General features: G+C 54.6%; 24 protein-coding genes. 6 read left to right on the top strand and 18 right to left on the bottom strand.

Annotated features, from left to right (window positions below; all coding sequences use genetic code 11):
• The first annotated feature begins 44 nt into the window (after positions 1-44).
• Positions 45-440 (top strand): lysozyme inhibitor LprI family protein, encoded by a 396-nt coding sequence (locus OGX93_RS09000; RefSeq protein WP_071258246.1) that lies wholly within the window; start codon positions 45-47, stop codon positions 438-440.
• Here the strand turns inward: OGX93_RS09000 and rutR are convergent.
• Both rutR and OGX93_RS08990 read right to left on the bottom strand, forming a co-directional pair.
• Positions 437-1075: an HTH-type transcriptional regulator RutR gene (gene rutR / locus OGX93_RS08995; RefSeq protein WP_012132906.1), complete on the bottom strand. Its 639-nt coding sequence runs from the start codon at positions 1073-1075 to the stop codon at positions 437-439. The two genes, OGX93_RS09000 and rutR, sit on opposite strands and share 4 nt — an antisense overlap.
• Positions 1076-1276: 201 nt before the next feature.
• On the bottom strand, positions 1277-1450 hold the full coding sequence (locus OGX93_RS08990; protein WP_012132907.1) for a con-10 family general stress protein: 174 nt from the start codon (positions 1448-1450) through the stop codon (positions 1277-1279).
• A 385-nt stretch (positions 1451-1835) separates the two neighbouring features.
• On the opposite strand from OGX93_RS08990, the gene wrbA reads away from it, so the two are divergent.
• Positions 1836-2432, top strand: a complete 597-nt coding sequence (gene wrbA / locus OGX93_RS08985; protein ID WP_047457630.1) for an NAD(P)H:quinone oxidoreductase — start codon at positions 1836-1838, stop codon at positions 2430-2432.
• A 20-nt stretch (positions 2433-2452) separates the two neighbouring features.
• Positions 2453-2680 (top strand): YccJ family protein, encoded by a 228-nt coding sequence (locus tag OGX93_RS08980; RefSeq protein ID WP_047457633.1) that lies wholly within the window; start codon positions 2453-2455, stop codon positions 2678-2680.
• A 36-nt stretch (positions 2681-2716) separates the two neighbouring features.
• Here OGX93_RS08980 and agp read toward each other — a convergent pair whose 3' ends face one another.
• The 14 genes from agp to OGX93_RS08910 all read right to left on the bottom strand — a co-directional run bounded on the left by agp (position 2717) and on the right by OGX93_RS08910 (position 16869).
• The gene (agp, locus tag OGX93_RS08975) at positions 2717-3958 is read right to left on the bottom strand and encodes a bifunctional glucose-1-phosphatase/inositol phosphatase (RefSeq protein ID WP_114647418.1); all 1242 of its coding nucleotides are present in this window, start codon (positions 3956-3958) and stop codon (positions 2717-2719) included.
• A 121-nt stretch (positions 3959-4079) separates the two neighbouring features.
• A complete protein-coding gene (locus tag OGX93_RS08970) occupies positions 4080-4565 on the bottom strand; it encodes a hypothetical protein (protein ID WP_000874189.1) in 486 nt (161 codons plus the stop codon).
• A 24-nt stretch (positions 4566-4589) separates the two neighbouring features.
• Complete coding sequence (locus OGX93_RS08965) at positions 4590-5075, bottom strand: TlpA family protein disulfide reductase (protein ID WP_012132911.1); 486 nt, start codon at positions 5073-5075, stop codon at positions 4590-4592.
• A complete protein-coding gene (locus OGX93_RS08960) occupies positions 5062-5757 on the bottom strand; it encodes an ABC transporter ATP-binding protein (protein ID WP_000117262.1) in 696 nt (231 codons plus the stop codon). The genes OGX93_RS08965 and OGX93_RS08960 overlap by 14 nt, the downstream gene beginning before the upstream one ends.
• A 4-nt stretch (positions 5758-5761) precedes the next feature.
• Positions 5762-6892 carry an ABC transporter permease gene (locus OGX93_RS08955; protein ID WP_000729219.1) on the bottom strand — a complete coding sequence of 377 codons (1131 nt, stop codon included), beginning with the start codon at positions 6890-6892 and terminating at the stop codon, positions 5762-5764.
• Positions 6882-8165 (bottom strand): ABC transporter permease, encoded by a 1284-nt coding sequence (locus tag OGX93_RS08950; RefSeq protein WP_049009455.1) that lies wholly within the window; start codon positions 8163-8165, stop codon positions 6882-6884. The genes OGX93_RS08955 and OGX93_RS08950 overlap by 11 nt, the downstream gene beginning before the upstream one ends.
• A 2-nt stretch (positions 8166-8167) precedes the next feature.
• Positions 8168-9547 (bottom strand): Fe-S-containing protein, encoded by a 1380-nt coding sequence (locus OGX93_RS08945; RefSeq protein WP_000119836.1) that lies wholly within the window; start codon positions 9545-9547, stop codon positions 8168-8170.
• Between the two features lie 103 nt (positions 9548-9650).
• Positions 9651-10178, bottom strand: a complete 528-nt coding sequence (locus OGX93_RS08940; RefSeq protein WP_012132914.1) for an iron transporter — start codon at positions 10176-10178, stop codon at positions 9651-9653.
• Positions 10179-10218: 40 nt separating this feature from the next.
• On the bottom strand, positions 10219-12105 hold the full coding sequence (locus OGX93_RS08935; protein WP_130028993.1) for an FTR1 family iron permease: 1887 nt from the start codon (positions 12103-12105) through the stop codon (positions 10219-10221).
• Between the two features lie 349 nt (positions 12106-12454).
• Positions 12455-13270: a Na(+)-translocating NADH-quinone reductase subunit C gene (locus OGX93_RS08930; RefSeq protein WP_115181735.1), complete on the bottom strand. Its 816-nt coding sequence runs from the start codon at positions 13268-13270 to the stop codon at positions 12455-12457.
• Between the two features lie 182 nt (positions 13271-13452).
• Positions 13453-13959 (bottom strand): protein disulfide oxidoreductase, encoded by a 507-nt coding sequence (locus tag OGX93_RS08925; RefSeq protein WP_012132917.1) that lies wholly within the window; start codon positions 13957-13959, stop codon positions 13453-13455.
• A complete protein-coding gene (locus tag OGX93_RS08920; protein WP_012132918.1) occupies positions 13949-14572 on the bottom strand; it encodes a DsbA family protein in 624 nt (207 codons plus the stop codon). Before OGX93_RS08920 ends, OGX93_RS08925 begins: the two co-directional genes overlap by 11 nt.
• On the bottom strand, positions 14569-16455 hold the full coding sequence (locus tag OGX93_RS08915; protein WP_286449103.1) for a protein-disulfide reductase DsbD family protein: 1887 nt from the start codon (positions 16453-16455) through the stop codon (positions 14569-14571). The genes OGX93_RS08920 and OGX93_RS08915 overlap by 4 nt, the downstream gene beginning before the upstream one ends.
• A gap of 48 nt (positions 16456-16503) precedes the next feature.
• Positions 16504-16869, bottom strand: coding sequence for a hypothetical protein (locus tag OGX93_RS08910; RefSeq protein ID WP_047457658.1), 366 nt, complete (start codon positions 16867-16869; stop codon positions 16504-16506).
• Between the two features lie 229 nt (positions 16870-17098).
• On the opposite strand from OGX93_RS08910, the gene cbpA reads away from it, so the two are divergent.
• Positions 17099-18019 (top strand): curved DNA-binding protein, encoded by a 921-nt coding sequence (cbpA, locus tag OGX93_RS08905; protein ID WP_286449104.1) that lies wholly within the window; start codon positions 17099-17101, stop codon positions 18017-18019.
• The gene (gene cbpM, locus OGX93_RS08900) at positions 18019-18324 is read left to right on the top strand and encodes a chaperone modulator CbpM (RefSeq protein ID WP_047457663.1); all 306 of its coding nucleotides are present in this window, start codon (positions 18019-18021) and stop codon (positions 18322-18324) included. Before cbpA ends, cbpM begins: the two co-directional genes overlap by 1 nt.
• Before the next feature lie 140 nt (positions 18325-18464).
• On the opposite strand, the gene OGX93_RS08895 is transcribed toward cbpM, so the two are convergent.
• Together OGX93_RS08895 and OGX93_RS08890 are read right to left on the bottom strand one after the other, a co-directional pair.
• Complete coding sequence (locus tag OGX93_RS08895; protein ID WP_198448278.1) at positions 18465-18806, bottom strand: HigA family addiction module antitoxin; 342 nt, start codon at positions 18804-18806, stop codon at positions 18465-18467.
• 87 nt (positions 18807-18893) lie between these two features.
• Complete coding sequence (locus OGX93_RS08890) at positions 18894-19199, bottom strand: type II toxin-antitoxin system RelE/ParE family toxin (RefSeq protein ID WP_012132927.1); 306 nt, start codon at positions 19197-19199, stop codon at positions 18894-18896.
• A gap of 228 nt (positions 19200-19427) precedes the next feature.
• On the opposite strand from OGX93_RS08890, the gene OGX93_RS08885 reads away from it, so the two are divergent.
• Complete coding sequence (locus OGX93_RS08885; protein WP_286449105.1) at positions 19428-20531, top strand: 4Fe-4S binding protein; 1104 nt, start codon at positions 19428-19430, stop codon at positions 20529-20531.
• Positions 20532-20550 lie beyond the last annotated feature (19 nt).

The following is a 20550-nucleotide window of genomic DNA, read 5'->3' as shown; positions in this document are numbered from 1 at the left end:
AGGCAAAGCCGCCATCCGGCAATGTTTTAGAGCCAGAGGGAAGTATGAAGCGAATTATATTCACATGCGCTGCGCTGCTACTCAGCGCTCCGGCACTGGCCGATGACTGCGCCAACGCCAGCACGCAAATGGAGATGAACACCTGCGCCGCCGCGCAATTTCAAACCGCCGATAAAAAACTCAATGAGACGTACCAGAATGCGCTAAAACGCGCCGAACCGCCGCAGCGTGACTTGCTGAAAAAAGCGCAAATCGCCTGGATTGCCCTGCGGGACGCCGACTGCGCGCTGGTCAGTTCCGGCACGGAAGGCGGCAGTATACAGCCGATGATCGCCAGCCAGTGCATGACGGACAAAACGGACGAACGCGAAGCGTTTTTAGCTTCGCTGCTGCAATGTGAGGAAGGTGATTTGAGCTGTCCGTTGCCGCCTGCCGGTTAACGTACGCGAATGCCTTCAATAATCATCCGCTGTACGCTTTCGACCGTTTGATTGAAAAAGGCTTCATCACGCAGCGTTGCGCCCGTTACCGCTTCGACCTGAGGCGCAAAATCGGCGTAATGCTGCGTTGAAGCCCAAATCATAAAGATCAGGTGATGCGGATCGACGGGCGCCAGTTTTCCACTGTTTACCCATCCGGCAATCAATGCCGATTTTTCGTCAATCAGCGCCTTCAAATCCCCGGTCAGTTCTTCCATCAGCAACGGCGCGCCCGCCAGCATCTCCATGCAAAAAAGCCGGGAAGCCTGCGGATAATCACGGGAGACCTCCAGTTTAAGACGGATGTACTCTTTGATCGCCACCAGCGGCGCGAAATCTTCACGAAAGGCCTTTAACGGCGCCAGCCAGATATCAAGGATTTGCCGCAGTACGGCGACATAAAGCGCCTCTTTCGACGGGTAATAATAGAGCAAATTGGTTTTGGACACTCCCGCCTGCTCAGCCACCTGCTCCAGACGTGAACCATGAATACCGTACTGGGAAAACGTGTTTAATGCAGCGGTTAAAATCGCCTGGCGCTTGGCGCTGACGGCCTGTGAACGTTTACCTGTTTTTTTCTCTGCGCGTTGAACCATGCGCCCTCTCCTTGTTTTATTGCCGCCAGGATACCGTGGCAACGGCGCTTTTTTCTTTTTGAACGTCAGGACGCTTAGTTTGCGTCGCCTGCTGCGACACTTCAATCTTACGGACAAAAAAACCGCCGGAGGAACCGGCGGCGGTGGCATCATAACGTTTACCAGCGGCATGCGCTAAACATTATGGCGTTAACTTACAGGCTAGCTGTTACGGTTACCGTGACTGCTTTTGCCCCCTTTTTTGCCTGCTTCTGATGCACGCTGCGGGTCATTCTTAAAGTTGCCCCCGCTGTGCTGGCCACCTTTACGACCTGCTTCTGATGCTCTTTCGCGGTCTTCCGCAAAATTACCGGAACCGCCCCGATGGTTTGCCATTACTGACCTCCGTCATAGATTAGACATCATATTGCATCGGTGTTGAGGAAGATCTCCTCACGCGGCATATGGCAGACGCCACAATTATTGCCACGCGGAACTAAGCTTAGCGAAGTTACCCCGACTGACCAGTAAATCGTAATATTCTGCAACAGGTTCGTCAGGGGGACAGGAATAATCCCCCCAGGAAATCAATAAGCCTCTCTTATGGTTAAAGAAATCCGAACGGCGAAAAATGTATCATTTTGCAACAAAAACGACGCTGATAAATCTTGTTATAAATCAAAGAAATGGTTGTGATATTTGCACTCTCTCCAGGACGTCATATCTTTAAATAGAGGTAGCGAATCGCTACGGACACGGTTAACTCGAGGAGTAGTGCAAAATGGCAAAAATTCTGGTGCTTTATTATTCCATGTACGGACACATCGAAACTATGGCGCATGCGGTGGCGGAAGGGGCAAACAAGGTGGACGGCGCAGAAGTCATTATCAAACGCGTACCGGAAACGATGCAGCCTGAAATCTTCGCAAAGGCCGGAGGTAAAACACAAAACGCACCAGTCGCAACCCCGCAGGAACTGCCTGATTACGACGCCATCATTTTTGGTACGCCGACGCGCTTTGGCAATATGTCAGGCCAGATGCGCACCTTCCTGGACCAAACGGGCGGTTTGTGGGCATCCGGCGCGCTGTATGGAAAACTCGCCAGCGTATTCAGCTCGACAGGCACCGGCGGCGGTCAGGAACAAACCATTACCTCAACCTGGACCACGCTGGCTCACCACGGCATGGTGATTGTCCCTATCGGTTACGCCGCGCAGGAACTGTTTGACGTCTCGCAGGTTCGCGGCGGTACGCCATACGGCGCCACCACAATTGCCGGGGGCGATGGTTCACGCCAGCCAAGCCAGGAAGAACTTTCTATCGCTCGCTATCAGGGTGAATATGTTGCAGGTCTGGCAGTAAAACTCAACGGCTAATCTTCAACAGGAGGATTCGAATGCCAACTCAAGAAGCGAAGGCTCATCACGTCGGCGAATGGGCAAGTCTGCGTAATACATCACCAGAAATAGCCGAAGCCATTTTTGAAGTCGCGAAGTATGACGAGAAACTGGCTGAAAAAATTTGGGAGGAAGGCAGCGACGAAGTGTTGCTTAAAGCCTTTGAGAAGACGGATAAAGATTCGCTATTTTGGGGCGAACAAACCATCGAACGTAAAAATGTCTGACCTTTTCTCCCCCGCCTGCGCGGGGGAGAACCTCTGCTATTTTGCTGCGCTGTTCAACACGTTATCGAACTTATCAAGAGGACAGAAGCCGTTTGCGTCTATCGGGCATCCCGCCAGTTCCAGCGTGACGCGCTGCGCCGGTGATTTCAGCGTCAGGACGTCCGCGTTACGCAACTGCTGCGAGCTCTGATACACATATTCGATTTTCATCAGGTCGCGATTGCCTTTGCTGTCATGCCAGCGCTGGAACACAATCTTGCCGCCAATCGGGGTGCGTTCGTACTGATCGTGCAACTGGTAAGGTTTGAAATCCAGCGCCGTCAGCAGCGAAGCAATATTCGAGTCATGCCCCACCAGAACGGTAATTTTCGGCGCGCTGCTACGGTCAGTCACCAGCGCTTTATCAATATATTTGACCAGCGGTTTGGCGACGTTGCGCGCCACTTCACCCGAGGTAAACAGGCTGTCCTGATACCCGTTCTTCAGCTTTGACAGGACTTTCCACTGCTGATCGGATTTAATCTCGCCCCAGGCGACCTGATCCATCGGGAAACCTTCGTAGTATTGCAGCGTAAACGCATCCACCAGCGAGTTGCCGACTTTCAGCGGCCCCGAAACGCCAGGCTCCTCCTGATACTTCGCGCTAAAGGCGTCTTTGGCTTCGGTCAGCGAACACTGCTGTTTTTCTTTGCAGGACGGTGAATCTTTGTAGTCCGTCATCTGCGCCAGCAGTTGATAGCTGTCGTCAAGCTGCATCTGGCTGCGCTCTTTTTCCATCGCCTGCACCGCTTTCTGACTAAACGCCGCAGAGTCATCGGTGATCACCGGATTAAACGTTGGGTCCATCGTGCCCATTTTTTCCTGATGATGTACCGGAATGTCGCACCCAGGGAAAGCGCCGGTGATAAAGAATTGTGCCGTCGCGACGGTGCGTTGCAGACTGTTGGCATAGGTATATACCGTGTCCGGCGTCGGGCATTCGCCTGACGTGACCATCCCCTGCTCCGCCAGCCATTCTCGCATGTAGTGGCCCATATAAATTTCCAGCACACCGCCTTTCGTGGTGAGCTGCCCGCCAGGCACATCCCACTCCGGCCACTGATTCGGCGTGGACTGCTCCAGCACGCTGCCATTATTGGCCAACGGCGCGCGCAAGTTGTGTCGGCTCATCATCAACACTTGTTGCAGTTGATAACCTTCCGGCGTTGTCTGCGCTTGCGCGGCGGACGACAATAAAACAGCCCCTGCCACAGCGGCGGCGAGTATCGATTTTTTCATCCCTACAACCTCTTGTTGTTATCAATCCTCATAGAGTGTGACAGAAATATGACATTTTTCCGGGAACGGTTTCGCAAAACGGGAGATTCCAGAAGATAACCGGCAGGTCAGCATGTTCCGGTTATTCCGAGATAAAAACCTCATACTTAATATTGCGGGCGCAATAAAAAGTGCCGTCCGTCAGATACAGTTCACGAAATCGCGTGTTATCAGAGATGTTGTCCAGCAGGGAACGCTCCGTATCGACAAATTCTTTTTGCACGCGGTAATGAACGGCGTTCTCCGTTTCAAAAGAGACATATTCCGTGGTGGCGTAGGGCTTATTTTTTGATTTCACGTACACGATATATTGCACGGTACTGGCCGTCAGCCCCGTTTTCGCCGCGATCTCTTTGAGACTCAACGTCTCAGAGGCATAAAGCGCCTGAACCTGCGCTATGCGTCGGTGATTATACGCCGTCACCCGAAGGCTCAGTTTCAGCCGATAAGCCATATTCCGCACGGCGGTAATATTGGTGTGAAGCAGTTGCGCTATCTGCTCGGTTGTGAGGATGCCCGCGTTTTCCCGCAGAATCGCAAGGCTTTCGTCGTTCCAGATAAATGCCATTGGGTATCTCTCCGTACGCGTCGTTCATCGCGCCGCCAGGCGCGCAAACGTGGCCTCTAACTCAGGCGGCTTACGCATACCCTGGTGTAGCTCCAGAACGCGTCCTTCGGGGTCAATCAGTACGGAGGTCGGCGTGCCGATCACCTGATAACGTTCCTGGGTAATGTTGAGCTGATCGCGCACCACCGGATAGGTTATCTGATGCTTTGCCAGCAGATCGTTAATCCTGACCGTTTCAGGGTCGGTATTGACCGCCACAACCACCACTTTATCGCCCCATTTTTTGCTCAGCGCTTCCAGCGTGTCCATTTCCGCCAGACACCCCCCGCATCCCGCAGACCAAAAATTCAGGTACACCGCCTTTCCTTGCCAGCGTTCAAGGCCTGACTCCTGGCCTTGCAGATCAAACGCCGCCAGCGCCGGGGCCGGTGCCCCGACCGCCAGCTTTTCTTCTTTACACCCGCTTATCAGGATCGCCGCCGCGAGTAGCAGCACATTATGCCAGCGCATGTTGATTGGCCTCCTCACCCAGATATTTACCGTGTTGCAGCCGCAGAATACGGTCGGCAAACTGCCCAAGCGCAGGGTTGTGCGTCACCATCACAATCGTGCGCCCCTGACGATGCAGATCGGTGAGCAGATCCAGCACCCGCTGCTCATTCTCTTCATCCAGGTTGCCCGTCGGTTCATCCGCGAAAATAACCGGCGGTTCGTTGACCAGCGCCCGGGCGATACACACACGCTGCTGCTCACCACCGGAAAGCTGGCTCGGCAGGTGCGTCACACGATGCCCAAGCCCTACCTGCTCCAGCACTTTCCTCGCCGCCGCTTCATCCACCACGCTGTGGTAATGCTGGGCGAGCATGATGTTTTCCAGCGCAGTTAAGAACGGGATCAGATGGAACTGCTGAAATACCAGGCCGATTTTCTCGGCGCGAAAGCGACGACGCCCCTCTTCATCCAGCGCGGCGGCATCGGTGCCGTCAAGAAACACCTGCCCTTCCGTCGCCGTATCAAGGCACGTCAGAATATTCATCAGCGTGGTTTTACCAGAACCAGAAGCGCCCATAATGGCGACAAATTCACCCTGCGCAATGCGCAGATTAATGTCATCCAGGGCGGTAACGTCACCGAACCGTTTGTATAAGTGGCGGGTTTCGATCGCCACCTGAGGGATATGCGTAACGGACATGGCGCTACTCTCCTTTCAGCACTTTAGCAGGCTCGACGCTTACCGCGCGTCGCACCGGAACAATCGCCGCCAGAATGGCGACCAGTAAAGACAACACCAGAGTAATGGGCAACACCGGCAGACGCAGCGAAATGGCGGCATTAAACACCGTTAATCCCAACAGTTGCGCCAGCAAATATCCCAGTACCCAGCCGCACGCCACCGCCGCCAGCGCGATGATGCTGGTTTCCAGCAGAATTTGCCGCACGATATCGCCGTTGCTGGAACCAAGCGCTTTTTGCAGCGCAAACTCGCGCGCCCGCTCGCCGACAATCGCCATCAGCGTGGTATTCACGCACAGCGAAGAGAGCGCCAGAATCACGATCGAGACCAGTCCCATCAGACCTTTAATTTTATCCAGCACCTGCCCTTCGGAAGCAGAGACCTTACGCACCGGACGAATCTCCAGGTCAGGATACTGCGCCTGCAACCGGCTGGCATAGTTCTCCACCTGGCCGACATCGTTACTGACGCTCAGCAAGCCGTGGCTGATTTTGCCCGGCTGATGCAGCCAGGCCTGCGCCACGTCAAGGCTGACGATCAGCATGTTGTCCGTCGCATCGCCAGACTCCACAATGCCTTTAATCTGCAAATTCTTACGCTGATTGTGATCCACCAGCGTGATGCTGTCGCCCGGCTGCACGTTGAGGCGTTCCGCCAGTTTGACGCCGATCATCGCGTTACGGTCGTCAAAACTGACGCCAATCCAGCTACCGGTGACCTGCCAGTACGGCACCAGTTTTTGCAGCGACTCGAACCACACGCCAACCATCACCACTTTTTCCAGCTCGGTGCGCGCCATGCCGTACAACCACGGACTGGCGCCATGCACCAGCCCCTGCGGCGCCTGATCGAGAATGCTCTGCAACTCCTGCTGCGGCATACTGGAACCGTGCCCCGGCCCGATGTAAAAATTCGCGCCGAAGGTGCGCAGTTCTTCGCTCATTTTGGTGTTAATGTCGAACCAGACGGCAGAAAGCGCCGTCACGATGGTCGCCCCCACCATCAGCGCGGCAAACACCACGCTGACCCGCTGAAAACGCAGACGCAGCGCCCGCCACACCAGCAGCCAGAGCATGGTACGTTTAGCGGCCATACAGCACCTCCACAGGATACAGTCGGGCGATCCGCCGGGCCGGGAACCAGGTGCCGATCAACGCAATCAGTACCGCAATCACCAGTACGCACGGCACCACAATCCAGGCAAAATTAAGCGGCGCGTCGAAGAGCATGACGCCAATCGCTTTCGCCAGCCCCCACCCGGCAATACATCCCAGCGCGCCGCCCGCCAGCCCGCTGGACGCCGCTTCCAGGTAGAACAGCAGCATGATTTGCCACTGTCGCGCACCCAGCGCCTTCATCAAACCGATCTCTTTGGCGCGTTCCATAATGGTGCTGGTCATCAGCGAGGCGATCCCCATTGCGGAAGCCGCCAGCGCCGCGACGGTAACGACCGCCATCAGCAGCTGAATTTTATCAATCACCACCCCTTCAGACGCCGCGACCTGCCATACCGGGCGCACTTCCGCGCCGGAAATCGCCTCTTCCAGCTGATGCGCGATCGACGACACATAGGCCGTGCAATACCAGAGGTCGTACTCTTCGGCATTGAGCGCGTCCAGGTTTTCCCGCGCGCGGCGGGACAGCTCGTTTTCCGGCACCGTCAGCGCCGAGACGCGAATCGCCTGCACTTTTCCGGGTAGCCCCAGCAGGTGCTGTACCGTGCTTAGCGGCATCACCAGTTGGTTATCTTCATCGCCGCCGCTGGAGAGGATACCGCTGACGGTGACCTGCGCCGCTTCGCCTTCGGTACGTAATGTCAGCTTATCACCGGGTTTCCAGCCCATTTGCCGCGCCAGCGCGTGCCCGACTAAGGTCTGCGGCTCTGCGCCTGCGGGTTCCTGCGGCCAGTCGCCGGTCACCTGCCAGTATGGGCTGACCGTTTTCTGCCCCGTCTCATATCCCTCTTCATCAGGAATATCCACTGGCTGACTGAAGAAAGTGCCCAGAATCCGCACCGGTTCTCCCTCCACGCTGGCTTCGCCGCCGAGCATCGGCGCAAACCCGACAATGTTGTTTCGCCAGAAGATATCTTTGATGTTCGGCAGTTCGGATTCATCAAGAAAATCCTGACCGGAAAGCGGATTACTGCTCTCACTAAACAGCGCGGGCAGCGCAGCCTGTCCGGCGGGTTCAATCAAAATGTTCGCACCATAAGACTTCAGCTCTCTGGACATTTTGTCGCCGATATCAATGGACACCGCCAGCAGCGCCGAGATCAGGCTGGAGGCCAGAAAAACGGTGATTATCGCCAGCACTTTGCGGCGTAAATTGCGCCCCCAGGATTGTCGTAACATCCGCCACAGCATGATTATTCCTCCCTCATGTCGGCAGGAACAAACTGCTCCGGCGTTTCACGGAAGCGTTCATAGTTAGCCTCTGACGAGAAGAACCAGGTCTTGCCGCCATAGCTGTATTTGTAATCGGCTGAGGTATTGGTCAACGTTGAACCATCGACCGGATCGGTCACTTTAATAGTCATGACCGTCGAGAAGTAGTTCACCCCTGTCGCCAGTTCTTTACCGGGGATCACCAGCTCTTTTTCATCATTGTGCCAGTTTTCAATCGGCACCGGGTTACAACCACCAGCCTTGCCGATAGACGGAATAAAAATATGCACTCCGCAGGCGACGCAGATAACCTGATTGCCCTCCATGACATAACCCTGATCGCCGCACAGCAGGCAGGCGTCGAACACCACGCCAAAACGCAGCTTGTCGGGATAGCGGTTAATCACGAAGAAGCGCACCGCTTTGCCATCGTCCGCCACCCAGACGAAACGATGCAGTTTACCGTCACGAAGCTGTTCGACCGGCAGGCGCACCATGCCATCGCTCCCCAGCGTTACGGGCACGGCTTCAGAGAGTTGCGGCGGCTGCGAGGCCACTTTATCCCACCACAGCTGGCCTGCGATAACGACCACCGCGCAGCCGATTGTGACCAGCCACAGCCGCAAAGCGTTGCGACGCTGCGCCAGCGCCAGACGGTGAGCGATCGGTTCTTCGGTTTCCCGCGTCTGTCGAAAAGCCCGCAACAGCGCCGGAAGCCAGCACAGCGCCAGGGCCAGCAGCAGCGCGGCTCCCGCCCAGTTATACAGCGCCGTGTTATTTGTGACTTTCGCCACGAAGCTCAGCAGTGATTTTCCCAGCGGAACAACCTGTAATTTCATCAGCAACAACAGCAGGTTGCCGCTCAGCGGCAGCCAGATCATCACCAGCAGAATCAGCGTTAACGGCCAGTACAGGCCGCGAATACGCCGCAGCAGCATCGCGCAGAGTACGCCCGCCAGACAGAGGATCGCAAAAGCGAGAACGACGGCCGTCAGGTTTAACAGCAGGTCAGTATTCAGCACATGCGTACTGGTCAGCCCGCCCAGATTAGGGTCCAGCGCCCAATGGCGGGCAGCGCCAAAAATCAGAATCCCCTGCCACAGATAGCGGATACGCGTTGAGGCCCACCAGAAACTGAGGACAAACAGCAGCGATACCATGACCTCCGCCCCAACCAGCAGCAGTTGTACCGGTTGGCTGCCGTGAATAAACAGTCCCGCCAGCACGCCGGCAATCAGCCCGGTCAGCAGCGTCCAGGTCAGTGGACGTAAAGAGGGAGGATCGTTTCGACTCCAGAGAACACCGGAAAGAAGCGCAATGCAGAAAAAGACCTGTAGCGTCGTGACGAAAAAGTAACTCATAACTTCGACTCTGTACGGCGGGTTGAATTAGGCGACGGGCATATGATCGGTCTGACCAACGCGCCAGAAGGGGGAATCCTCCAGGCGCGTTGGTTAGTCGGTTTTAGTTCAGACCGACATATTTAAACTCGTAGCTCACATCAAACGGTTTCCACCAGCGGCCTACGCCTGTTTCGCTGTCAGTATGGCGATGCATCCCGGCTTTTGATGGCGGTTCAATGTGGTAGGTCACTTTATAGTTGCCCACGCCCATCATTTTGATGTTCGCGCCATAGTGCGGGCCGTCGCTGGCAACCATCGGCATGAAGGTGCCTTCCTGTTTTTCGCCCGTGTCATTGTTGACCAGGGTGTAGCTGATGGTCAGGTACGGGATCCATTCCCCTGCGCCAAAGCCGTTTTTATTGCCTTCTACAGCGTGGATATCCGCTTCAAGGTGAACATCGGCTTTTGCTGCCGGTAAGCCCATGCCGCGCGGTTCCATATCAATCGGTTGCAGGTAAACGGCCGCCAGCTCCATTTCATTCATGGTGACAGGCTCGCCTGCCGGGTACTCTTTAAAAGCAAACGCGGCTGGCGCAGTGAAAATGCTGGCCATCACTGCGCTGGCAATCAGGGTTTTCTTCATGGTCATCAAACGTATCCTCTCGTCTAAAACAACGGCTATACAACGATTATGGGTTATTTTTTATCGTCTCCCCGGGAACCGCGCTTTTGCGCCGCATCACCCACAGCGCCACCAGCGCCGCGAGCAGCAATACGACCTGCGGTAACAACGTTTCCACGTAGGGATAAATCCCCAGCCAGCTGATTTCAGGGAAGCCGTTAATCAACGTAGGCTGGAACAGTTTGCCTTCCACCAGTTCCAGAACACCTTTGCCCGCAAAGACGAAGGCCATCAGATACATGAAACTGCCGGTAAACATAAAGAAGGGTTTCAGCGGCAGGCGTACCACTGAGTAACGCATCACCAGCCAGGCGAGCAGCAGCACCACGCAGCCAATCACAAAACCGGCGCCAATCGCCATATGGCCGGACACGGTGTTTGCATCGCCAATCAGAGCGTAATAGAACAGCACCGTTTCCGCCCCTTCGCGGTACACCGCCAGGAAGCTGGTCAGCCATAGTCCGACCAGGGAGCCTCGCGACAGGGAATGAGACAGTTTACCTTCCAGCCAGGCTTTCCAGTGGCGCGCTTCCACTTTGGACAGCAGCCAGTAACTCATAAAGAACAGCATCACGACGGCAATCAGCATCGTTATGCCTTCCAGCAGTTCACGGCTGGCGCCGGAGTTAGTAAACAGCATCTGGAAGATAGCGGCGGTGATGACGCTGGCGATCAGCGCCACAATTACCGACTGACGAATAAGCGGCAGCTTATCCTGATGGTTGTTTTTCACCATGTAAGCCACGATTGCCGCCACAATCAGCAGCGCTTCCAGCCCCTCGCGCACGATGATCATCAGACTATAGAGCAGCAGACTCCACTGGGTTTCTTCGCCTTCGCCCAGCATCGTCACGGCTTTTTGCAGATCCTGCGCCAGCGCGCTGGCCTCCGCATTCAGGCGCTCAACCGGCTGACCGGCCTTCATCAGACTGACCAGGCGGGTAAAATACGCCTCCAGCGTGGTTTTAAATGCCGAATCGCGAGAGCCGATTTTGTTTTCCATGCCGCTGGCTTCGAAGCGGTCGAAGTAGGTATCCTGGATATCCAGAATCGCATTCTTCGCATCGCCGCCCTGATAGCGCGCTATCGCGTCCTGAATGCTCTGGTTAATTCCCGTCGTCACCTCAGCCCAGTCGGTACGGTTATTTCCCTCGTCCGCCGCCGGAATGTTGTCTGCGCTTTGCGCTGTGGCAACCTGCTGATCGTCACGGGTGGTCGGCAAGCCGGGTAAGATATCCTCGATATCCTGTAGCAGCGTAGTGACCTGATAAGAGACATCGTTGAGATGGTCAGGTTGCGCGGTCAGCGCAATCAGGGATGAGAATTGTTGATTAATGGCGGCGGCATCTTTTGCAGAACGGTTTTGTCTGAGGGACATCTCCATCTCAGAGTTTTTAAAGCCCTGATAGTGCGCCTGTTGAACGTGCTGACTGGCAACGCTGTAGTTCCCGGCCTGATATTCAGTGACCGCCTGCGCCAGCAGATCGTCGATCGTCCTGAAACTCTCCTGCCAGTGAACGGCAATGTCGTCTCTGGACAGCGCGTTGTGCTGCTCTTCGGCCACCAGACGATGTCCGCCATCCAGCACCGGTTCCACTTCGCGCAGTGCGGCTTTCAGCCAGTCAATGCGCGCCTGAACGTCAGCGAGCGGTTTTTTCTCGCCAATCATTCGACGGATCTCGCCGAATGCGCTCTCCATCTCGTAACTTTTGCGCGCGGAAATGTTGATGCGGATCGGCCCTTCCAGGTTCTCGAACACCTCGAAATAGGCCATTTGTACCGTGCGGCGCGCCTCGTCGGTATGCTGTTGCTGATAAAGTTCCGCTGTTTTATCAAGACGTTGTTCGATATCTTCAATCAAAGGCGCATAATTCGTCGACGCCCAGACACTCATGCTTATAAACAAGCCAAAGAGAGTAACCAACAAAGAGTTACGGAAGTTACGCACGTGCACACCGCCAAAGAATACAAATGATAATTATTATCATTATATCTTTTTGTCGCGTTGTACATGACCTGGATCATAAAAATGTCAGCAGACGACAAGTTATGTAAACTTATTTCATCAAATCGTGATGAACACACACATTATGCGTTGATAAAAGGGACGTTATCTCCCTGTTTTTCTCATGGAATTAACAGCAAGGCAGGCGCGGTAACAGAGGAATAAATCCCCCTGCCGACAGTGATGTTATTCATTATCGGCAGGCAGAAATAAAACGCGTTATTGCGTACAGCAATATTCAAAGATTAAGGTTATTTCGATCGCTGGCAAGACGCTGTAAGAATTGACCATATCCCTGCGGCCCCATCCAGTAGTTAATACTTTTCTCAACGCCGGTTGATGTCAACGTCGCACCGGAAATACCGTCAACGGTATATTCATCGGCATGTTCAGGTTTATCTTGTACTATTTTCAATGCAGGATGTCCGCTGTTATCTAATAATCGTTTCCCTGGCCACTGTTTGCGCCAGTTGGCGTCTTCCACCCTAGCCCCCAGAAACGGCGTTTCCCGTTGCTGATAATAATACAGATTTCTCACCGTACGACCGTCCAGCCCCAGAGCAAGAAACGCATGCATCATGGATTTCGCGCCTTTACCGATAACCGGAATGATAACCTGCTGAATTTCATTATTTTTATCTTTCACAAAGAACACATCCGCCACCGTACAGCGCTGACGAACCTGCGCTGGGTCGCGTTCAGGGGCAAGTTTTTCACACTTCTGGCGCGCGGCGTCCATGCTGCTTTCAGCCACCAGCTCGCCGGAATCTAAATTAACATGGCGTTGAATAATATAACGATGATAGAGCGTTTCGACTGATTTTTTATCCTGGGTCTCTGATTTCATCAGGCCCGCAGCGTGTAAAATCGCCGCCTGTTTTTCCTCCCCTGTCGGCTCCGTCATTTCTCCCTGGAACAGCATAAACCATGCCGCCGCCGCAACAAAAATAAGGACACAAAGCACCATCATTGATGCAACAATAATTTTACCCTTGCGCATTGAATTGTTATCCCTGTCAAAATGGAAATCGAAAAAATCGCCTGAACGTATCACAGACTTTCATTCAATTAAAACAGATATGCCATTATCAATTCAGGTTTGCAACGTCAGGCAGCGGTAAAAAATAATAACTGGCGTCAGTAAAAAAGCAGTAAAAATAACAAAAAACACGCTCTCCGCTCGTTTTACACATCCTGACAATAGGTTAAAAAATGCCGGGTTTCCCCGGCACGCTATCAAAACATGGCTGCCCGCCACAGACGTAACTTCATGCCCCAGTAGCTGGTCCAGCCGCTGGTCGTGGTTACCACCTGCCCCTTCGACACCACCACCAGCGTTGGCGTGACGCTGATTTCCCAGTTTCGTGATATCTCACCGCCGCTATCATTCACGACGGGGAACGTCACCCCTTTACGCGATAACCAGCGGGAAACCTCCCCGTCATTACCGGAACGCAGCGCGATGGTCATGACGTTCTCCCCTTCCGACTGCAAACGGGCGACATCCGGCGTAGTGAAACGGCAGATACCGCACCAGCTCGCCCAGAAGTAGAGCAGCACCGGGCGCTCTTCACTGATCGACGCCAGCGTTACGGTTTCCCCGTCCAGCGTATGCAGCGGCGTGCTGTCAAACATGGCTGGCATCTGCGGAGAACGCCAGACATCCAGCAGGATTATCACGCCTGCCAGCAGAACCAGTAAGATCGCGCCTTCACGCAGCCAGCGGCGCAGTTTACTGAGCATGGGCCACCGCCAGTTTTTCTTTCACCACCGCCTCAAGGGTCTCCCACGATACCGCGCCGGGGATCATCTCGTCGCCAATGATGGTTGCCGGCGTCCCCTGAACGCCAACCAGCCGGGCGAGTTGCAGATTGGTGCTCAACGTCTCCATGCTTTTCTCATCCAGCGTAACCGGCGTGGCGGCGGACTTTTCCTGCGCCTGTTTAATACTGGCGGTGGTGTGGTAGCCCTTTTTCTGCATCAGTTTCTCATGCAGCGCTAAAAACTGCTGCGGGTGCTCACGCCAGGTGGTTAACGCGGTACGCGCCGACAGTACCGAGCTTTCGCCCTTAAACGGCAGCGGCTTAATCACTACCGCGACCTGCGGATACTTTTGCACGATCTTCTCCAGCAACGGATCAAGCTGCTTGCAGTACGGGCAGTTGTAGTCCGTAAAGTTGACGAGCGTCAGCGTCGCCTTCTCCGCGCCTATCCGTGGGCTGGCAGGATCGTTAAACAGCGCTTCCTGGATCAGCGCTTCAATTTGCTTTTCCTGCTCCGGCGTAAACGGCGCGGGTTCTTTCGCCACGCTCAGACCGGTAAACAACGCTAACAGCATAATCATCAGATATTTCATGGCGTAACTCCTTTCGCATCGCGCAACGTTTGCAGCACCGCATCGCGCGTCAGCAGCGTGGGCAATGACTGACCCTGCGGTAAACCGGGGCCATAAATCTGGTTAAACGGCACAGCCACCTGGCCGCGTTTTTTCAAAAAGTCGGTGATGTCATCCGCAGGCAGCGTCCAGTCGCCGCGCAATGCGACAACATCCGGCTGTTGCAGCGCATCCTGTATCTCTTCTCGCTGTAACACGTTGTACTTATTGACCTTGCAGGTAATGCACCACTCAGCGGTAACGTCAATGAATACGCGTTTGTGCTGCGCAAGCGCGTCCTGGATCGCCTGTTCGCTCAACGGCTGCCAGACGACGCGCTCTTTCGCCGGGCTGCCTGTCGCGTATCCCAGATGCGGCAGCAGGAGCGTCGCCAGCCAGATCGCCGAACCGAGCATCATAACGCCCAGTACGCGCCGCAATCCGTTCATCCAGCGTCCGGGGCGCGGCAGGCGCAGCGCCAGACCAGGGCGTAGCGCGACAAACAGCCACGGCAGGCTCATCCCCACCCCGAGCGCCAGAAACAGCCCCCATAACACCGGGAAGGAGGCCGTCAACGCCACCGCAACGGCCGTCCCGAGAAACGGCGCGCTGCACGGCGTCGCCAGCAGCGTGGCAAACGCGCCCTGCCAGAAATGACCGGCCATCCCGTTGCCGCCGTGGGTGGCAAGTCGGGTTGTCATCGCGGAAGGCAGACGGAATTCAAACAGCCCGAACAGGCTGGCGCTGAAGATCAACATCACCAACACCATAAACCCGATAAACCACGGACTCTGGAACTGAATGCCCCACCCGAGCGCCTGATGGGTCAGCCGCAGAACGGTCATTAGCATCGCCAGCGCCATAAAAGAGGCAATAATCCCGGCAACCGACGCCAGAAACTGCCGCCGTATCCGCTGACGACTTTTCTCTTCGACGAGCAGAATCGAGCCGAGCTTCATCCCCAGTACGGGCAGCACGCAGGGCATCAGGTTGAGAATCAACCCACCCGCCAGCGCCATCAACATCACCTGCCAGAGCGGCAGTTCGGCGCTATCGGCCATTTTTGCCGTCGTACTGCCGATCGCCAGGGTGCTTTCCTGAGCCACGCCGTCATTCGCCAGTACCAGCGTGACCGTTTGACCACGCAAATCGGGCGCCCCTTCTCCCCAGCCATCGCTGACAGGAACCGTCGCCAGCAGTTTTTCGCCCTCAACACGCAGTTGCGGCTTGCCAAAATCAGCGTTATCAACGGTGTCGAGAAACAATGCTGGCGATGACCAGCCTCCGGCACGCGTGGCTTCAACCACCAGCGCACCTGGACGAGCGCCCACGCTGAGCGTCTGCGTCAGCCCCCGGGAGAGCGGGATCTGCCCCATCGCCTGGGCATAGTCATGCGCGAACGCCGGGTCATGCGCCGAAGGTTTGAGGGTAAAGGGGTAATCGGTCAACAGGCAGACATTGCTGCAAGTGGACAAGGTCAGCACACCGCTGAGCATCGCGGGTGACGGACCGCGAACCGTCATTGGGAAGGTCACGCGGTGGTGATAACCCTGAGTGGTCATACCGGCGACGTCAAAGCGCGACGGCGTCGGCCAGAACCAGTCAACCGCAGGCATATTTTCTTTCCAGGCAATGGCGGGTGCCACGCCCCCTTCCCCCGGCGAACGCCAGTAGGTTTTCCAGCCGTTTTCCAGTTTTACATCCAACAGTAACCGGGTTTCGCCTTCCGGGGACGTGTCCGCGCGCAGGCGGACGCTGGCATGGTCGTTATCCGGCGAGCGCAGCCAGCCGCTTTCTGCCGCCCACGAGACGGGCAGCCATAGCAATAACAGACAGCACAAAGTCTGCCTGAAAACAGTGATCATATTTTTTCTCCGTGAACAGGTAATTAACAGTCAGCAACGGCCTGACTGTCATTCACGGAATACGCAGAAGCGTAGATGGACTCTGAGTGTGGGAGGCGAGATTGCTCGCGGTGGAAAGAATGGCAGGCGTACGGCGCGTACGGGCGCCAGCAGGGACAATAACAGACACAGCGCGAGAATCGCCCCTTCAAACAGCACGGGCGGCGCGGCAAGCAATGATTTCGCGCTGAGTTCGCATGGCGTCACGGGCGAGGCATCATCAGCAGACGAGCTATCCGCCTGAGTGACGACCGCCGTCGCGGCTGGCGCCATCTGCAAGGCGTGCAGACCCGCCATGCGCTGCGCGGTGCACACTATCACCACAACACATGCCAGGCAGAGGAACCACCATCCCAGTTGTTGACGTTTCGCCATGACATCCTCACTGATTGACGCGAGTTATCTTAGCCACTGACAAGGTTTTAGCAACCTTTGCGCTGTAAAGTTATGTCGGCGTCGCCCCGCTCATTACAGGCGAAACGCATTAGTTTTAATAATGATTTTGCTGTTTTCATACGCATCTTTCGGGTTTACCCTACACTTAACAACGATGACTTTTCCGGGGATTCCCTGCCGTATGTATTGATTTACGCGAGATAACGCTATGGAATTAAAGGATTATTACGCCATTATGGGCGTGAAACCGACGGACGATCTCAAGACTATCAAGACCGCCTACCGCCGACTGGCCCGCAAATACCATCCTGATGTCAGCAAAGAGCCTAATGCCGAAGCCCGCTTTAAAGAGGTGGCGGAAGCATGGGAAGTGCTGAGTGATGAACAGCGCCGCGCCGAATACGACCAGTTGTGGCAACATCGCAACGATCCGCAGTTCAACCAACAGTTCCAGCAGGGCGAAGGCCAGAGTTATAACGCCGAAGATTTTGACGACATTTTCTCGTCCATCTTTGGGCAACACGGCCGACAATCCCGCCAGCGTCAGGAGACGCGCGGCCACGATATTGAGATTGAAGTGGCGGTGTTCCTGGAGGAAACCCTTGCCGAACACAGCCGCACAATCAGCTATAACTTGCCGGTGTATAACGCGTTCGGTCTTGTGGAGCGTGAGATCCCTAAAACGCTGAATGTGAAAATTCCCGCAGGCGTTGGCAACGGCCAGCGCATTCGGCTGAAAGGCCAGGGAACGCCGGGGGAAAACGGCGGGCCGAATGGCGATCTGTGGTTAGTGATTCATATCGCGCCGCATCCTCTGTTTGATATCGTCAATCAGGATCTGGAGATTGTGGTTCCTCTCGCCCCGTGGGAGGCCGCGCTGGGCGCGAAGGTCGCCGTACCAACGCTAAAAGAGAAGATTCTGCTGACCATCCCGCCAGGCAGTCAGGCCGGGCAGCGCCTGCGCATCAGAGGCAAAGGCCTGGTCAGTAAAAAACACACGGGCGATCTGTATGCTGTGATCAAAATCGTGATGCCGCCGAAACCCGACGACAGTGCCACAGCCCTGTGGCAGCAACTGGCGGACGCGCAGTCCTCCTTTGATCCACGCAAAGAGTGGGGGAAAGCATAATGGCTAACGTAACCGTCACCTTTACAATTACCGAATTTTGCCTGCATACCGGGGTTTCGGAGGAAGAGCTTAACGAAATTGTCGGGCTTGGGGTGATCGAGCCCTGCGAGAACGAAACCGCATCCTGGTTATTTGACGATCATGCGGCGATCGTCGTGCAGCGTGCTTTACGTTTGCGCCAGGAGCTGGCGCTGGACTGGCCGGGCATCGCAATGACGCTGACCTTGCTGGAAGAAAATGACCGACTACGCCAGGAAAACCGCTTGCTGATACAGCGTCTTTCCCGCTTTATCAAACACCCATAAAATAATAAACGGGGGTTGGCACACTGCCCGCCCCCTTATTTTTATCACCGCGATACGGTAAAAAAACTCACATTAACGTCACAGGGAAGCTGCTGGCCGCAACGGTTAAACCTTGCAGCCTTTTCCATTCTTTCGGCTGGTCACGCGACTTTCTTTTCTTGTTTCTTACGTTCCGCAAGAAAATCGCTCGCCGTAATCACCCTGCTCATCTCTACCTGAAGGCGGGCATTGTTTTCAGTTTCCCATACATCTACAGCAGTCTGTAGGTTCATCCAGAACTCTACAGAGGTATCGAAAACTTTAGACAGGCGAAAAGCCATGTCAGTCGTGAGTTTTCGATTGTTGTTAACCAATGCGCTGGCGGTATTACGATGCACCTGCAACATTTCCGCGAGATCATTAATTTTGAGGTCAAGCGGTTCCAGGTATTCATACAGAAGGATATCACCAACTGTCGTGGGTTTTCTGGTTGCCTGGTTCATGAGTTAGTCCATCCATTTTGAGGGCAATTAAGCCGCTGACTCGGCTTAACCTTATACAAATGGCTAAGCCGATAGTTTCACGCTTGTTTAATACTCATGTGGATCAAGGTAGAGGTCTTGTGCCTTGCCGTTCACCCATTTGAATATCAAACGATATTGCTTGTTAACTCTTATCGAAGAATATTCCTGCAATTTACCTTCCAGTTCTTCGTATCTGTTACCCGGCGGTGACTTCAAATCCTTGTAGCTAACTGCCGCGTTTATGATATCGAGCTTACGGGCCAATGCTGAATGTATATCCGGGGGAATTTTCTTATGTGGTGCAGAGTACATAAAAAAATCATCCAGCCACTGGTCACGGAAGTCTTCAATACTGACAAGTTTCTTTGGCATTCCAGGTTGCCTTCCGTTTCCTCAGGACAGGAACATTGTAACGCACATATGCACTGTGCACAAGTGCATCCATTTTAACTCAACTCCAAAAGCAGACGCTCGCAAAACTGCTCCATCGTCATTATTCCGTGGCAAAAGCTGTTAATCCGATATAAATCAAACCCTGCCCCCGGGAACCGCCGTAGCATAGTGGCATTCTGAATACATGTTCACAGGGAAATAAAGATCATGGGTGGGATGAAAAGAACGCGCTGGCAGCGTCGACCAGGCACCATCGGCGGTAAATTGCCGTGGAATGACTGGCGAAATGCATCGACCTGGCGCAGGGCGACACAATTTCTGCTCCTGCTGATCAATATTTATATTGGCATCACATTCTATTTTTGGGTCCGGTATTACGAAACTGCCGCCAGCGTTTACGTCCCCAGACCCGGTGGTATTGAAGGCTGGCTTCCTGTCGCCGGTTTGATGAACATCCGATACACCTGGGAAACCGGTCTGCTCCCTCCTGTTCACGCCGCCTCCATGCTGCTTCTGGTTGCATTTATCGTCATCAGCCTGCTGCTAAAAAAATCTTTTTGCTCATGGCTGTGTCCTGTTGGCGCGTTGTCAGAGCTGATCGGCAAACTCGGGGAAACGCTCTTTGGGCCGTCGATTACCCTGCCCCGCTGGCTGGATATTCCCCTGCGCAGTCTGAAATATCTGTTATTGAGCTTTTTTCTTTATATCGCGTTATCCATGCCTGCACAGGGTATTCAGATGTTCCTGATGTCAGCTTATGGCATTATTATCGACGTTAAAATGCTCGATTTTTTCCGCAATATTGGAACAACCACGCTTATCTGCGTCATATTTTTCGCCGTTGCCAGCTTATTTATTCGTCATTTCTGGTGTCGTTATCTGTGCCCTTACGGCGCTCTGCTCGGTCTGTTTTCGTTTTTTTCTCCCTTTAAAATCCGCCGCAATGCCGACAGCTGTATTGATTGTGGAAAGTGCGCTCAAAATTGTCCCTCCCGTATCCCGGTAGACACGCTGATTCAGGTCAGAACCGTTGAATGCACAGGCTGCATGACCTGCGTGGAGTCCTGCCCGGTTGCCTCGACGCTCAACTTTTCACTACGCACGCCTTCTGGCGCGCCGGAAGGAAAACGCGAGGCGATAAAACCGTTATGGCGACAGGCCGCGCTCTCGGGTGTCGCCATGACAATATTGATACTCGGGATACTTTTTGCCGCTGTCGCGATTGCGATGTATGCCGGTGCCTGGGATAGCCCGGTGCCGGAGCCTCTTTACTTCCGCTTAATTCCCCAGGCGAGGATGATTGGGCATTAGTTAAGAAATAACGCGCCCA

The sequence above is a fragment of the Citrobacter sp. CK195 genome (assembly GCF_030333365.1).
In the GTDB taxonomy this organism is placed as follows: domain Bacteria; phylum Pseudomonadota; class Gammaproteobacteria; order Enterobacterales; family Enterobacteriaceae; genus Citrobacter_B; species Citrobacter_B koseri.
This window is presented reverse-complemented; position numbering and strand designations above follow the sequence as displayed.

Excerpts from the sequence above, each read along its gene's own strand:
- OGX93_RS08970 (WP_000874189.1), bottom strand. The coding sequence starts at position 4,565 with ATGGCATTTATCTGGAACGACGAAAGCCTTGCGATTCTGCGGGAAAAC.
- OGX93_RS08890 (WP_012132927.1), bottom strand. The coding sequence starts at position 19,199 with ATGCCAAAGAAACTTGTCAGTATTGAAGACTTCCGTGACCAGTGGCTG.
- OGX93_RS08980 (WP_047457633.1), top strand. The coding sequence starts at position 2,453 with ATGCCAACTCAAGAAGCGAAGGCTCATCACGTCGGCGAATGGGCAAGT.
- OGX93_RS08920 (WP_012132918.1), bottom strand. The coding sequence starts at position 14,572 with ATGAAATATCTGATGATTATGCTGTTAGCGTTGTTTACCGGTCTGAGC.
- OGX93_RS08960 (WP_000117262.1), bottom strand. The coding sequence starts at position 5,757 with ATGTCCGTTACGCATATCCCTCAGGTGGCGATCGAAACCCGCCACTTA.
- OGX93_RS08895 (WP_198448278.1), bottom strand. The coding sequence starts at position 18,806 with ATGAACCAGGCAACCAGAAAACCCACGACAGTTGGTGATATCCTTCTG.
- OGX93_RS08925 (WP_012132917.1), bottom strand. The coding sequence starts at position 13,959 with ATGCTCAGTAAACTGCGCCGCTGGCTGCGTGAAGGCGCGATCTTACTG.
- OGX93_RS08955 (WP_000729219.1), bottom strand. The coding sequence starts at position 6,892 with ATGGCCGCTAAACGTACCATGCTCTGGCTGCTGGTGTGGCGGGCGCTG.
- OGX93_RS08990 (WP_012132907.1), bottom strand. The coding sequence starts at position 1,450 with ATGGCAAACCATCGGGGCGGTTCCGGTAATTTTGCGGAAGACCGCGAA.
- wrbA (WP_047457630.1), top strand. The coding sequence starts at position 1,836 with ATGGCAAAAATTCTGGTGCTTTATTATTCCATGTACGGACACATCGAA.
- OGX93_RS08935 (WP_130028993.1), bottom strand. The coding sequence starts at position 12,105 with ATGAGTGTCTGGGCGTCGACGAATTATGCGCCTTTGATTGAAGATATC.
- OGX93_RS08950 (WP_049009455.1), bottom strand. The coding sequence starts at position 8,165 with ATGCTGTGGCGGATGTTACGACAATCCTGGGGGCGCAATTTACGCCGC.
- OGX93_RS09000 (WP_071258246.1), top strand. The coding sequence starts at position 45 with ATGAAGCGAATTATATTCACATGCGCTGCGCTGCTACTCAGCGCTCCG.
- agp (WP_114647418.1), bottom strand. The coding sequence starts at position 3,958 with ATGAAAAAATCGATACTCGCCGCCGCTGTGGCAGGGGCTGTTTTATTG.
- OGX93_RS08885 (WP_286449105.1), top strand. The coding sequence starts at position 19,428 with ATGGGTGGGATGAAAAGAACGCGCTGGCAGCGTCGACCAGGCACCATC.
- cbpM (WP_047457663.1), top strand. The coding sequence starts at position 18,019 with ATGGCTAACGTAACCGTCACCTTTACAATTACCGAATTTTGCCTGCAT.
- OGX93_RS08910 (WP_047457658.1), bottom strand. The coding sequence starts at position 16,869 with ATGGCGAAACGTCAACAACTGGGATGGTGGTTCCTCTGCCTGGCATGT.
- cbpA (WP_286449104.1), top strand. The coding sequence starts at position 17,099 with ATGGAATTAAAGGATTATTACGCCATTATGGGCGTGAAACCGACGGAC.
- rutR (WP_012132906.1), bottom strand. The coding sequence starts at position 1,075 with ATGGTTCAACGCGCAGAGAAAAAAACAGGTAAACGTTCACAGGCCGTC.
- OGX93_RS08945 (WP_000119836.1), bottom strand. The coding sequence starts at position 9,547 with ATGAGTTACTTTTTCGTCACGACGCTACAGGTCTTTTTCTGCATTGCG.
- OGX93_RS08915 (WP_286449103.1), bottom strand. The coding sequence starts at position 16,455 with ATGATCACTGTTTTCAGGCAGACTTTGTGCTGTCTGTTATTGCTATGG.
- OGX93_RS08965 (WP_012132911.1), bottom strand. The coding sequence starts at position 5,075 with ATGCGCTGGCATAATGTGCTGCTACTCGCGGCGGCGATCCTGATAAGC.
- OGX93_RS08940 (WP_012132914.1), bottom strand. The coding sequence starts at position 10,178 with ATGACCATGAAGAAAACCCTGATTGCCAGCGCAGTGATGGCCAGCATT.